The 12962-nt window shown below is 53.9% G+C and carries 11 protein-coding genes and 1 pseudogene; 5 read left to right on the plus strand and 7 right to left on the minus strand.

From position 1 onward, the window contains the following. Positions 1-103 precede the first annotated feature (103 nt). Positions 104-1372 (minus strand): trypsin-like peptidase domain-containing protein, encoded by a 1269-nt coding sequence (locus NSQ80_RS21190; protein WP_028539280.1) that lies wholly within the window; start codon positions 1370-1372, stop codon positions 104-106. A 404-nt stretch (positions 1373-1776) separates the two neighbouring features. Here NSQ80_RS21190 and NSQ80_RS21195 point away from each other — a divergent pair, with 404 nt between their 5' ends. Both NSQ80_RS21195 and NSQ80_RS21200 read left to right on the plus strand, forming a co-directional pair. Continuing rightward, positions 1777-1986 (plus strand): hypothetical protein, encoded by a 210-nt coding sequence (locus NSQ80_RS21195; protein WP_016314543.1) that lies wholly within the window; start codon positions 1777-1779, stop codon positions 1984-1986. A 173-nt stretch (positions 1987-2159) separates the two neighbouring features. Then, positions 2160-2681: pseudogene (locus tag NSQ80_RS21200) on the plus strand (6-phospho-beta-glucosidase); the annotation flags it as partial. Between the two features lie 42 nt (positions 2682-2723). On the opposite strand, the gene NSQ80_RS21205 reads toward NSQ80_RS21200, so the two are convergent. From NSQ80_RS21205 to NSQ80_RS21215, 3 genes are read right to left on the minus strand one after another with little or no spacing between them, the layout of a single operon-like run. Continuing rightward, positions 2724-3551, minus strand: coding sequence for an ABC transporter permease subunit (locus tag NSQ80_RS21205; protein ID WP_028539282.1), 828 nt, complete (start codon positions 3549-3551; stop codon positions 2724-2726). 19 nt (positions 3552-3570) lie between these two features. Further along, the gene (locus NSQ80_RS21210) at positions 3571-4461 is read right to left on the minus strand and encodes a sugar ABC transporter permease (RefSeq protein ID WP_009223388.1); all 891 of its coding nucleotides are present in this window, start codon (positions 4459-4461) and stop codon (positions 3571-3573) included. 35 nt (positions 4462-4496) lie between these two features. Continuing rightward, positions 4497-5864, minus strand: coding sequence for an ABC transporter substrate-binding protein (locus NSQ80_RS21215; RefSeq protein WP_028539283.1), 1368 nt, complete (start codon positions 5862-5864; stop codon positions 4497-4499). 261 nt (positions 5865-6125) lie between these two features. Between NSQ80_RS21215 and NSQ80_RS21220 the strand changes: the two genes are divergently transcribed. Beyond that, positions 6126-6887, plus strand: a complete 762-nt coding sequence (locus tag NSQ80_RS21220) for a response regulator (RefSeq protein ID WP_009223386.1) — start codon at positions 6126-6128, stop codon at positions 6885-6887. Next, positions 6884-8656 carry a sensor histidine kinase gene (locus NSQ80_RS21225; protein WP_260071657.1) on the plus strand — a complete coding sequence of 591 codons (1773 nt, stop codon included), beginning with the start codon at positions 6884-6886 and terminating at the stop codon, positions 8654-8656. The genes NSQ80_RS21220 and NSQ80_RS21225 overlap by 4 nt, the downstream gene beginning before the upstream one ends. A 54-nt stretch (positions 8657-8710) precedes the next feature. On the opposite strand, the gene NSQ80_RS21230 is transcribed toward NSQ80_RS21225, so the two are convergent. Beyond that, positions 8711-9592 carry an AraC family transcriptional regulator gene (locus tag NSQ80_RS21230; protein ID WP_260071656.1) on the minus strand — a complete coding sequence of 294 codons (882 nt, stop codon included), beginning with the start codon at positions 9590-9592 and terminating at the stop codon, positions 8711-8713. 136 nt (positions 9593-9728) lie between these two features. On the opposite strand from NSQ80_RS21230, the gene NSQ80_RS21235 reads away from it, so the two are divergent. Beyond that, entirely contained in the window at positions 9729-11126 is a 1398-nt protein-coding gene (locus NSQ80_RS21235; RefSeq protein ID WP_339300781.1) for an alpha-glucosidase/alpha-galactosidase, read from the plus strand. A gap of 244 nt (positions 11127-11370) precedes the next feature. On the opposite strand, the gene NSQ80_RS21240 is transcribed toward NSQ80_RS21235, so the two are convergent. Both NSQ80_RS21240 and yycI read right to left on the minus strand, forming a co-directional pair. Next, complete coding sequence (locus NSQ80_RS21240; RefSeq protein ID WP_009223382.1) at positions 11371-12177, minus strand: MBL fold metallo-hydrolase; 807 nt, start codon at positions 12175-12177, stop codon at positions 11371-11373. Positions 12178-12186: 9 nt separating this feature from the next. Continuing rightward, complete coding sequence (gene yycI / locus NSQ80_RS21245) at positions 12187-12936, minus strand: two-component system regulatory protein YycI (protein WP_260071655.1); 750 nt, start codon at positions 12934-12936, stop codon at positions 12187-12189. Positions 12937-12962: the final 26 nt, after the last annotated feature.

Here is a 12962-nt window from a genome sequence, read left to right on the forward strand (position 1 = left end):
CTCCATCCTCCTTCAGCTCCCCGCAAAAAAAGAGATTCCTCCCCCACTCCAGTCGCTTCTATCTACGTCTGTCATGACTTCGGAATCTCTCCATGGAATATGTTTATTCGTTATCGTCTAATCCTTGTTCGATTTCCGCCTCCGACGGCTTATCGGTCAGCTCCAAGGTCACTTTCTCCAGCTTGCCGTCACGGTAGTACGTAACCTCCAACTCATCCCCGATCTTCTTATGCTCATACAAGTACCGGCGCAATTCCAACGTCGATTTGATCGGTTGCTTGTCGAGCTGGGTAATGACATCGTTTAATTTCAGTCCCGCTTTCAGCGCTGGGCCATGGGCCTCCAAGACGATCACCCCTGCGGTGACATGGTTCGGCAGGTTGAGATCCTCGCGCTGCTCGTCAGTGATCGGAGAATAGCGGTTGTTGAGGTCCAACGTGTACACGCCCATATATGGACGAACCACCTTGCCGTGCAGGAGCAAATCGTCGACCGTCTTCATCACTTCATTCACCGGGATGGCAAAACCCAATCCCTCAACGCCCGTATCGGAAATCTTCATCGTATTGATGCCGATCAGCCGGCCGTTCAAATCTACCAGCGCTCCGCCGCTGTTCCCCTCATTAATCGCCGCGTCCGTCTGGATCACTTCCTGCTCCCAGTCGTACACGCCATCCTGGTTCAGCGACACCGGAATCATCCGGCTGGTATAGCTCACGATCCCGGAGGTCAGCGTCCCTCCAAGGCCCAGCGGATTGCCGACGGCAATGACCGTTTCTCCGGCCCGCAGCTTCTTCGAATCACCTAGCTCGATCACCGTATCGATGCCTTGTCCGTCGATGGCCAGCACCGCAATATCGTTGATCGAATCCTGTCCGACAACCTCTGCCTTACGCGAGGCTCCGTCGCTCGTCACAATTTCCAGATCGCTTGCACCGCTAATGACATGCGTATTCGTTATAATGAAGGCCTTTCCTTTCTCCTTCTTAAAAATCACACCCGAACCCAGCGCCGCCTGCTCCGGATCGCCATCCGACAGCTCCCCATGATTGAGGATGCTCACCACAGCGGGCGCCACTTTGGCCGCCGCCGCGCTGATCCGGTCATAAGGATCGCCGGCATCCGAGAGCAACACCGCACTGCTGGTTGCAACATGGCGGTTCGATGAAGAAGGAAGCCCCGTAATGAAACTGAATAACAGCACGGCCACTACCGCACTAAGAACGGAAGAGATTAAAGAGATCTGCAGCGTGGACAGCTCCAGGCGATGCCTACGCGGCCTACCGCGCCAACGCCGCAAGCTGCCGCCTTCGGACAAGCGCATACGCCCCGGAACCTTGGTGGAATAAAAGTCATCGTCAAACCATCCCATCTCTATTCTCCCCCTCCATCATGCCTTCCCAAAAGGCCTGGCATCGACATGCCATCTGCCCCAGGCAAAGATCCCCTTCAACTTTATGCCATTACAGCAAAGCCATATTCATGCGTATCCTTAATTTTATTAACGTCATGAACCGAAGATAGGTTGCCTGAAATTTGAGAAGTTTACCGCTTTTTTTTCTGAAAACTGGAATGTTTGACCTTGCCCATGACTACACTATATTAATGCGATAGATTGATAGATTTATTTTACCATATTTTGATGGTTTAGAAGCAGATTTCTATCAGGGAAAAAACGGCAATTTTACCCACATCCCGTGGGCTTTACCCATCGCAGACCAAAAGAAAAATCATTCAACCGTGTGCCTTGCACGGCTGCCTGAAGGAGGTAATCAGATGGATTCCTATTATTCCACGCCGATGAACGAAGTGAATGTGCTCGCCAAGCTGGCGGATATGAAGGAAGAGCATTATCACCAGCTCGTGACCTTAAGCGCCATCATGGAGTTACTTATAGAGAAGGGCATCTTAACCCGGGAGGAGATCGAGAAAAAAGCGCTCGAAATCGACGGATTTATGACCCCGCCCCCCTATCCCACCGTTTAAAATGGATAACCAGCCGGCCCTGATCCGCCAAGCACGGCGAGATACGGGCTGGTTTTTCATTTTTTAGATGTGATCTTACATTACATAGGACAGCCGTAAATCCCCAACTCCTTCCTCTGACAACCCTGATTTGCGGCACCGGCACGAACGCGGCCAGCTGCAACCCGTGTCCCGTGAAGAGCATCGGCCTTTGTAACGCTCCAATCGGCTTAATCAAGCGAGTATCCAGTAAGTACGGCGTGACCCCGGACCGGGTGTATGCGGAATTCGTTGGCCTGAATCACCTGCACTGGTTGAAGTATTTTTACATGACGGACGAAATGCTCGAGGAGCAGTTGGAATCTCTGAAGAAAGGGGAAAACCGCGCCGAGGTCGTCAAGCGCGTTGAAGAAGAGCGGTTCAAGCTCTACAGCGATGTCGAGCTGAAGGAGAAGCCGAAGCAGCTGGAGCAACGCGGCGGTGCTTACTACTCGGAGGCCGCGGTAAACCTGATGTGTTCGCTGTATAACGGTAAGAACGAAATTCAGACGCTGAACGTGGCTAACAATGGCATCCTCGATTTTCTACCGGACGACGCCAGCATCGAGGTTAACTGCGTGGTCACCCCGCTGGTTCCATCCGTCGGCGTCGCCATCAAGTTGCTCGATGAAATGCTGGAAGCGAACAAAGAGTATTTGCCGAACTTCTTTAAATAAGTCATTATCCCCTCCGGTTTTGGACGGAGGGGATTTTATTTTTTACCCCTTCAACCCCGTTGTCGAAATCCCCTCAACGAAGTATTTCTGAGCTAGGAAGAACAGCAGAATGCACGGTACGATGCTGACGACCGACATCGCGATGACCTGGTTCCAGGAGACCGCGGACGAGGCGTCCAGCGACAAGCGCAGCCCCAGCGACACGGTGAACTTCCGCACGCTGCTGATGTAGATAATCGAGTTGAAGAAGTCGTTCCACGTCCACATGAACTGGAAAATCCCCACCGAGAAGATCGCCGGTTTGCACAGCGGCAGCAGCACCCGGGTCAACACCGTAAACGAGTTGCACCCGTCGATCGTCGCCGCTTCGTCCAGATCCCGAGGCAAGCCGCGGATGAACTGGATCATCAGGTAGACGAAGAACGCGCCGGTGGCGAAGGCCGCCGGGATGATAAACGGCAGGTACGAATCCAGCCACCCTAGCTTATTAAACAAAATGTACCGGGGAATCATGATCGAAGCGTTGGGCAGCATCAAGGTGGCGATCATGATGGAGAACAGCAATGTCTTCAATGGGAAATGAAACCGAGCGAACCCGTACGCCACCAACACGCTGGAGAGGATCGTAAACAACACAGTTGGCACGACCAAGATAAACGTGTTCACGAAGAAGTCCTGGAACCCGTATTGGCCCGTGCCCTGCCAGCCCAGTGAGTAGGCATCCCACACGTAGCTGCTTGGCAGCAGCTTCGTTGAGCCAAAGATGTCCGCATTGGTCTTGAACGAAGAAGCGAACAACCACAGCAGCGGATACACCATGATGAAACCGAGCACGATCAGAAAGAGGTAGTTCGCCCATGTTTTTTTCAAACTAACGCCTGCTCTCATGTCATCGCCCCCCATCCTCATAATGCACCCAGCTGCCCGAGCTCTTGAAAATAACCGCCGTCACGCCCATGATGATCACGAACAGCACCCAGGACAACGCCGACGCATAACCCATGTTGAAGAAAGTAAAAGCTTCTTCGTACAGCTTCAACGCGTACAGATAAGTCGATTTCAGCGGTCCCCCTCCGGTAATGACAAAGGCACCGGTGAACTCCTGGAACGCATTGACCATCTGCATCACCAGGTTGAACAAGACGATAGGCGTCAGGAGCGGAATGGTGATTTTGAAGAACATTCGCGTTTTGGAGGCGCCGTCAATCGATCCGGCCTCATACAGTTCGCTCGGAATTTGCTGAAGACCGGCCAAAAATAACACCATCGAAGAGCCGAACTGCCACACGGTCAGCAAGCCCAGCGTATACAGGGCCACATCCGGGCTGCCCAGCCAATCGACCGGACCGAGATGGAGCCGGGCCAACATGGCGTTCACGACCCCTTCCTTCATGAACAGGAAACGCCAGAGGACGGAGATCGCCACGCTCCCCCCCAGGATGGAGGGGAGATAATACACCGTGCGGAAGAAGTTGATGCCCTTCAGCTTCGCGCTTAGCAGCATGGCGATAAACAAGGCGAAGGCGAGTTTGACCGGAACGGCCAGCACCACGTATATGCCAGTGACCTTCAGGGACTGGTAAAACTCCGGGTCCCCCGTAAAAATTTTGACGTAATTGTCCCAACCCGTCCATGTCGGGGCGCTAACCATGTTGTAATTCGTAAACGAGTAATAAAACGAAGACAAGAACGGATACAACTGGAACAGCAATAACCCGATGATCCATGGCGAAATATACAGCAGTCCGACATACTGATAGTTCCGCTTGCGTTTAATCATGACGGACCCTCTCCCTCCTACCGCTTACGACCTGTTTATTGAGTACGGTCTTTAATTTCGGCCAATTTGGACGTTAAGCTGGCGATCAGCTCGTCGGCGGCCTGCTCCGGCGTGGCTTTGTTATAGCTGACCTTCTGAATGACGTCCTCAAGGATTTTTGCAACCTCCGAGTTGTTAGAGATGCTGTTGTCCACGAGACCCGCGTTCTCGAGCCCCAGCTCCACCGCATTCGTAATCGCCGGATCGATTTTGCCGGCTTCCACGGCAGCTTGCTGCGACGACTTCACAGGCGGAATCGAACGGACACTGCCCAGGATCACCGCCGCTTCTGGATCGTTCATCAACCAGTTGAGGAACTTCACGGCTTCTTCTTGATGTTGGCTTTTTTGGCTGACCGCGAACAGCTGCGACGGACGGACGACGACGCCGGTGTTTTTGGCATCCTTGGCGATCGCCGGGAGCGCCGTTACAATTTCAGTTCCTTCCGGCAGTACCGTCTTCAACGTGGGCAGCGTGCTGCTCATCGACGTGGTCATCGGCATTTCTTGATTGATCCATTTCGGGTTCTGATCGAGCTTCCCGAAGAACAGGTCGGCTTCACCCAGCGGCTGGTACACCCCCGCTTCCATCGCCTTCTGCAGCCACTCGAAGCTGGCTACCGCATCTTCCTTCGTAAAGCCTACGGTATAGTCCTCTTTGATCCATTGCTCGCCCGTACGCTGCTTCAGCATCGTCCGGAAATCCTGGGTTAACGCCGCGTGGTCGGCCAGCAACAGGTATTTACCGCTGTCGGCTTCATGCAGCTTTTTGCCTTGCTCGTAAAGCGTATCCCAATCCCATTGAATGTCCGTCGGGATGCCTAACTGATCGGCCAGCGTCTTGTTGATGATCAAGCAGTAGGCGTTAACGCCGGTTGGCACTGCCACCAGCTTGCCGTCATAAACGCCGAAGTTGTCCAGGAACGTCGGATCGAACCCCGTGGCATCGAAATCTCCCACCGTCTTCAGATCGACGAAGAAGTCGCCTTTCGTCACCAGTTCCTGGACCCACGGCAGGTCGAGCTGCATGATGTCAGCCGAAGTGCCGCTGGTCAGCTGGGTTTTGATCTTTTGCTCGTATCCGTCAAAGCCCTGATATTCCGCCTCGATGGTGACATTGGGCGCGATTTTCTTATACGCCTCGATCGCCTCCAGCGTAGCCGCATGACGATCCTCGCCGCCCCACCAGCTGAAACGCAAGGTCACCGGATTCCCCGTATCCCCGGCATTCTCGCTTGATCCGTTATTGACTGAAGTGGAGGTGTTGTTTGCCGCCTCGTTCCCTCCGGATGAGCAGCCGTTCAGAAGTGCGAGAAGGAGTGCCATGGCCAAGCCCAGCGCCCAAACTTTTTTTCTTCCCATCATTCATTTCCCCCTTAGGACTCACTAAATTTGTAAGCGCTTTTATTATAAAATCGGCTTCGGCCCTTCGATAAGGTAGCTGTCCTTAGAAAAAGGTATCACATTTCGCGGAAATTTTACTCCAAGGTATCTTCTTGTTATAAAAAGAATCGTTTTTTCACATGTTTGCGGTCCGTTGTTTAAACGCTTACAACCAATTTCGGGCGATCTGCTATAATCGATGTATGCCATTACATTTGACTTCATAGAAGCCGGGGTGAGCGAATGTATAACCTGTTAATCGTAGATGACGAAGCGGAGACGCGCGAAGCGTTGTCGAGTTATTTTCCGTGGAACGAAGTAGGCTTTCAGGTCGTCGGCCAGGCCAACAACGGCCAAGAAGCGCTCCGTTTGATCGCCGAAGGCGAGCGCGTTGACATCGTGCTGACCGATATTAAGATGCCCGTGATGTCCGGGATCGAGCTGGCCGAGCAGCTGTACAACCACCGGCGGCAGATTAAGGTCGTCTTTCTCAGCGGATACCGGGATTTTGAATATGCCCAGCAGGCCCTGCATTTTCGCGTCATCAACTACATTCTGAAGCCGGCCAAATATCATGTGCTATTGGATGTTTTCGGCAAGATCAAAGAGGAACTGGAAGCAGAGGCTGCTGCGGAAAACCAAGATCTGGGGCCGAACCCCTCCGCACCCGGACAAGGCGGCGAAAGCCTCATTATCCAGAAGATCAAGGAATACGTCAAAGCCAACTATAAAAATGCCTCCCTTGAGGAGGTCGCGCGGCTTGTGCATATGAATGCCAACTATCTTAGCTTCTTTTTCAAGCAAAAAACCGGACAAAACTTCTCCGACTACGTGCTGCAGACAAAAATGGAAATGGCAGCCGCTCTGCTTCGGGACGTGAGCTACAAAACCTACGAAATCAGCGAAAAAGTCGGCTACAGCAACGCCAAAAACTTCACGCGGACGTTTAAAAGCTATTACGGTCAAACGCCCAGCGAATTCCGAAACGGTCCCTCGAGCCCATGAGAGATAAATATTTCGCCAAACAGCTGACCGCGTTTCTTGTTCCGCTGCTCGTGCCCATCGTCCTGCTTGGCTCGCTTTCCTTCCTGACGACACAACACGACGTCAAGCGAGACATCAACCAGAACAGCAGCTTCCTGCTTCATCAATCGCAGACCCAACTGGAGATGATCCTAAACGAAATCGATACGCTGTATCTGGCGCTTTACGATAATACCGCGATCTTCAACGAACTCTCGGCCGTATTGAAAAATCCGCATTACACCTACGAAAGCTCCACTTCATACCGGATTATCTCCAGCTTCCTCAACGGATTTACGAGCGCGAAACCGTATATCCAATCCTTTTACCTGTACGTCGACAACCCGTATCAGCGTTTCCTGTCGTCGGTGGGGGGACTGGTGACGCTGGATCATTTTTATGATACCGCTTGGTATGATGCTTTTATGGACTATACCGGACCGCCGGCCAAATGGACGTCGCGGCGGAACATCAAGTTTTACGATTTCGAATCGGACGCGACGCCGATCGTCACCTTCTATAACGTGCTGGTGCCGCAAAAGATCGCAATCATTCTGAACATTAAGCCGAAGTATATCGAGAGCATTTTGGACGACATCACCAAGTACCCGGACCAGCAGCTGTTTGTGTTGGATGAGGAGAACCACGTTATTTTCTCTAATCATCACGGCGGTCGGCTGCAGGAGAGCGAACTCCGGTCCATTGCCGAAAATCCGGCGTCCTTCTTCGATATGGACACGCCCCAAGGCAAGGTGAACGTGACCAAAGTTGAATCCGAGCGGTACAAGTGGAAGTACGTCTCGGTGATCCCGCACAGCGAGTTATACAAAACGCCAACGCGTATTTTCAACTACACGCTGGTGTTCGCCGTGATCGCGGTCGCCTGCGGGTTTGCGTTGACGTTTTACCTGATCCGCCGCAACTATAAGCAGCTCAAGATGATTCGCACCTTGATCAAATCGGCCGACGACAGCTGCGTGCCGTTGAAGCCGCCTTTGAAGGTTCGGGACGAATACTCCTATATCATCCAGAACATGATCACCCATTTTATCGAACACCGGTACATCAAAACCCAGCTGCTGGAGAAAAAATACCGCCTCCAGGTCATGGAGCTGCTCGCGCTGCAATCGCAGATCAATCCGCATTTCTTGTACAACACGCTGCATTCGGTGTATTGGGAGTCCGTGGCCTTGACCGGCAAGCCGAACAAAGCCAGCGAGATGATCGAGGACTTGTCCGATATCCTCTCCTACTCGTTCAGCGACCCGACCAAAATCGTCACCTGGGGCGAAGAAATCGCTAACACCGTCAGCTACGTCAATATCCAGCGAAAAAGGTACAAAAACAAGTTCGACGTCCAGTTCGACTACGAGGAGGAGATCACCCGCCTGTACACGATCAAGCTGGTGCTGCAGCCTTTGGTTGAGAACAGCATCTACCACGGCATTAAGGAAAAAGACGGACATGGCCTGATCAAGGTGAAATTCCGGCGGAAGGAGGATCGGCTGCTCATTACCGTAATCGATAATGGCTGCGGCATCCCGCCAGAGGAGCTGCGCCAGCTCGTGGAGCGGCTGCATTCCGACGAGGAGCGGACGGAGCATGTCGGACTGTATAATACGTGCAAGCGTTTGAGATTAACCTATGAGCACGAATTTACCTTCCGGATGCGCAGCAAGCCGGGATTGGGCACGATGGTGGAGTTAACCGTGCCCGCGGTAGAAGAGCGGCCGTTGACCGAGCGCGAGTGAAGAGCGGCGATGATGCGGGTTAAGGTCGTTACGTTAACCTGTACCACTCCCCTTTTACCGCACCCCCGCCCCGCCGCTGAGCATCCGCTGCTCGCGCCGGTAGCTTTGCGGCGACACCGCCTTGGCCTTCTTGAACACGCGGCCAAAGTGGGTGCCGCTTTGATAGCCAACGCGGTACGCGATCTCGGTCACAGGCAGCTCCGTTTCGCGCAGCAGCGCGCAGGCTTCCTCGATGCGGACGCGGTTAATGTAAGCGACCAGCGTCAGCCCGGTAACTCTGGGGAAGAGATGGCTGAGGTAATACGGGCTGAGATGAAATCGATTGGCGAGATCGCTTAAGCTGAGATTCTCATCGTAATGCGCATTGATGTAGCGGGCGACTTCAGCGACTTCCCGGTAGGGGCGTTTCCCGCCCCCTTCTTCCCCATCATGGTTTGGCCGAGCGTTCGCCATGCGAAGCAGGTTAAGCAGCAACTCAGCCAGCAGCAGTTGGCAATATTCCTCATATCCGCCTGCCTGCTGCTTCTGCTCTGCCAGCATACGAGCTAACAGCTGTTGCACAAGCTGCTGCTCCTCGGCGCTTAAACGCAGAACCGGATACTTGGCAAAAAGTTGCTCCAGCTCTTCCTCCCTCCCGGGCAGCAGCGCGCTCACCACCTCCGTACGGAAATTCACCAGGATCCGCTCATGGGGCTGCGACAGCTTCCCCGATGGCGATGTCTTGTGCAGCACATTCACCGGGATCAACACCAGATCGCCTGCACCGATGCGATAGATTTGATCCTTGATGAAATAACACCGTTCCCCGGACACCAGATAATAAATCTCCCACGCATCGTGAAAATGCTCCCCATCCATCGAGAACCGCCCGGGCTGCTTCGCTGCCTCGATGAACAGCATCCGGCGAATCGGCGCTAACTGCCCTTCCAACGTCATTCTGCTCCCCTCCCAACACGCTCGTCTCTCGACAGCAAAAAATGTAGAATGCCAGCTCAAATTAACAAAATCCGTGCAGTAACTTTTCTATTTTTGCTCTATGTTTATTGTAACATCAATCAAGGGAGTGAACGATATGCAAGAAGCCACAATGGTTAAACATTTGAAGATCGCTTATATCGGCGGCGGTTCCCGCGGCTGGGCCTGGGGATTAATGAGCGATTTGGCTCTGGAACCGGCGCTTTCGGGACACGTGGCCTTATACGATATCGACTTTGAGGCAGCCCAAGCAAATGAGATCATTGGTAACCGTTTACAAGATCATCCTGATGCGGTGGGACGCTGGCGTTACGAAGCGGTGCAGACATTGCCAGAAGCGCTCAAGGGTTCCGACTTTGTCATCATCTCCATCCTTCCCGGAACGTTCGAGGAGATGCGCTCCGACGTGCACGCACCGGAGGCTTACGGCATCTACCAGTCTGTGGGCGATACCGTCGGCCCGGGCGGAGCGATTCGCGCGCTGCGCAGTATCCCGATGTACGTAGAAATCGCCGAAGCAATTCGCGACCATGCCCCCAACGCCTGGGTCATCAATTACACGAACCCGATGAGCGTCCTGACCCGCACGCTGTACGAGGTGTTCCCGGGCATCAAAGCCTTCGGCTGCTGCCATGAGGTCTTCGGCACGCAGGAGCTGCTTGCCGAGATGCTGGAGGACATGACGGGGGTAACCGGTGTCCGGCGCCAAGAGATCGAGGTAAATGTGCTGGGGATTAACCATTTCACCTGGCTGGACCGTGCTTCCTATCGCGGTACGGACCTATTCCCGCTATATCAGGCTTTTGCCGAGAAATATGCCGAAGAAGGCTTTAGTACCCATGGGCAAAAAGACCACTGGATGAACAACAGCTTTGCATCCGCGAACCGCATTCATTTCGACCTGTTCCGCCGCTTCGGCCTGATCGCCGCTGCCGGTGACCGACATTTGGCCGAATTTATGCCAAACACCTGGTATCTGCGAAGCCCCGAGCACGTAAAGCAGTGGAAATTCGGCCTGACGACCGTCGACTGGCGGATCAACAATCTGCAGAAGCTGCGGGAGCGCAGCCGCCGTCTTGTTGCCGGCGAGGAGACGTTCTCGCTCAATTCCAGCGGCGAGGAAGGGATCGCCATGCTGCTTAGCTTGACCGGTGCCAGCGCCCCGATGATCACCAACGTCAACCTGCCGAACCGCGGTCAAGTGGCTTCACTGCCGCTGAACGCCGTCGTGGAGACGAACGCCGTATTCGGTGCGAACAGCGTCCAGCCGGTGATGGCGGGCAGCTTGCCGGAGGACATCAACAATCTGGTTACCCGGCACGTCTACAACCAGGAGACGATTCTGAAAGCAGCCTTAACCAAGGATCGCGACTTAGCCTTCCGCGCCTTCCTGAACGACCCGCTGCTCTCCACCTTGACTCCTTCGCAAGCGGAGGAGCTGTTCACAACGATGCTGAACAACACCAAGGCGTATTTGCCGGGGTGGGAGCTATAATAAAAACGACCGCCTGGGGATCCCATCCCAACCAGGCGGTCTTCTTGTCTACGCGATAAATGGATGCGAAAAATCGAATACATTTCGCCAGTTTCGGCGATTTCAACCCAATCTATTCGATTTTTCATACACATTCTTGCCTCGAAAGCTCAATCGGCCCGATTCTATATGAAAAATCGAATACAATTCACCGTTTTCCTCTATCCGCAACACATTATATTCGAAAAATCATATACAATATATGCTACCGCTCGCTCACCACATCCCACGGCGTCGGCCGGTCATAGTACGTATCGCATAGCTTGAACTCGCTGTCCTTGAAGAAGCAGCCGCGATCCTCCATGGCGCTGCGAACCGCCATCTTAGCCAGATCGAGCATATTGTGTTCGCGGCTGAGGTGGGCCAGATACGTCCGCTTCAGACGGCCGTTCAGAATCTCGCTCATCAGCTCCCCGGTCGCGTCGTTGGACAAGTGCCCCAAGTCGCCGAGGATACGCCGCTTGATGTTCCACGGGTAACGTCCCATCCGCAGCATCTCGATATCGTGATTCGCCTCAAGCACCAGCACATCGGCATCATATATCGCTTCCTTCACCTTGTCACTGGCATAGCCCAGGTCGGTGCATACGCTCAGCTTCTCCTTGCCGTCGTAGAAGTTGTAGCCCACCGGCTCAGCGGCGTCATGCGAGATGGCGAACGACTCCACGCGGAGCGAGCCGAAATCGCGGGTTTCTCCGGTCCCCAGAATACAGCGTTGGTCGTCTGCGAGGTTCCCAATCGCCTTTTCCATGGCTGCCCACGTCTTTTCGTTAGCGTATACCGGCAGATTGTATTTTCGCGCCACCGCGCCTAAGCCCTTGATATGGTCCGAATGCTCATGCGTAACCAGAATGCCTGTCAAATCCTGCCCGCTCACCCCGCGCTCCATCATCAGTTCTTCGATGCGTTTGGCGCTAAAGCCGGCATCGATCATCAGTGTGACTTCCCCATTGGCCACCAGTGTTGCATTTCCCGTCGAACCACTCGACAGCACCGAAAATCGGATCCCCATAATCTCCCATTACTCCTTCGTTTTCTCTGTATTCGGACTAATGACATCACCGCTGATGCCCTGCACGTAATACTCCTTGCCGCTCTCCAGCATAAATCGCCAAGCCGGAGCAGCCGGCAGATGCGCGTCCGAATCGAACACCTCGCCGTAATATCCTAACTCGACCTCGGTCACAACCGAGCCTTCCGGCAGGAAGTTCTCGATCAAGTTGCCAAGCGCCTTGGAGGCCGAAAGCACACGCTGTGGCTTCTCTTCCTCCGGATAGCTGATCTCAATCGCACGGCGCTGGTACGAAATGATCTTCTGATTGCTGCCCAACAGCTTGAGCTCGATTTTGAAGAGCGGCCATTTCCCGTCCACCAGCGGGTGTAGAACGAACACGTCTGCGCTGCTCGCCACTTCATCATAGCGGTAATCCCCGATGTCCGGAATGCTGTCCTTCAACGCAGCCGTTAACTCCCGCGGTGCAAAAATCAGCCTGCTGTCCACCGGCACCGGCAGTTCGATCAGCTTGCCGCTTTGCGCATCGTCCAAGAACCGGTAAGCGATCTTGGGCAGCTCCGGCGTCTCCGTCGGAATTTTGGCGAGCACGCGAATGTTCTTCTCATCCATCGCCTGCTGCGTGTTATTTTCCAGGGCGGTGATATCCAGGTTGGAGTCGGCCTGCTCCCGCAGATCGTTCCACAGTTGATAGCCCAGCACCAGATTCAGCAGCAAAAAGGCGTAGATCAACACGTTTTTCGCCCGTCCCCAATCCATGGTTCACCCCCCTTTCGTTCAGATTA

This window comes from Paenibacillus sp. FSL K6-2441, assembly GCF_037964765.1.
GTDB lineage: Bacteria > Bacillota > Bacilli > Paenibacillales > Paenibacillaceae > Fontibacillus > Fontibacillus phoenicis.

Bases quoted from the DNA above. Each gene is read 5' to 3' on its own strand.
- NSQ80_RS21210 (WP_009223388.1), bottom strand. From the start codon at position 4,461: ATGATTAAACGCAAGCGGAACTATCAGTATGTCGGACTGCTGTATATT.
- yycI (WP_260071655.1), bottom strand. From the start codon at position 12,936: ATGGATTGGGGACGGGCGAAAAACGTGTTGATCTACGCCTTTTTGCTG.
- NSQ80_RS21190 (WP_028539280.1), bottom strand. From the start codon at position 1,372: ATGGGATGGTTTGACGATGACTTTTATTCCACCAAGGTTCCGGGGCGT.
- NSQ80_RS21220 (WP_009223386.1), top strand. From the start codon at position 6,126: ATGTATAACCTGTTAATCGTAGATGACGAAGCGGAGACGCGCGAAGCG.
- NSQ80_RS21225 (WP_260071657.1), top strand. From the start codon at position 6,884: ATGAGAGATAAATATTTCGCCAAACAGCTGACCGCGTTTCTTGTTCCG.
- NSQ80_RS21215 (WP_028539283.1), bottom strand. From the start codon at position 5,864: ATGATGGGAAGAAAAAAAGTTTGGGCGCTGGGCTTGGCCATGGCACTC.
- NSQ80_RS21240 (WP_009223382.1), bottom strand. From the start codon at position 12,177: ATGGGGATCCGATTTTCGGTGCTGTCGAGTGGTTCGACGGGAAATGCA.
- NSQ80_RS21235 (WP_339300781.1), top strand. From the start codon at position 9,729: ATGCAAGAAGCCACAATGGTTAAACATTTGAAGATCGCTTATATCGGC.
- NSQ80_RS21195 (WP_016314543.1), top strand. From the start codon at position 1,777: ATGGATTCCTATTATTCCACGCCGATGAACGAAGTGAATGTGCTCGCC.
- NSQ80_RS21230 (WP_260071656.1), bottom strand. From the start codon at position 9,592: ATGACGTTGGAAGGGCAGTTAGCGCCGATTCGCCGGATGCTGTTCATC.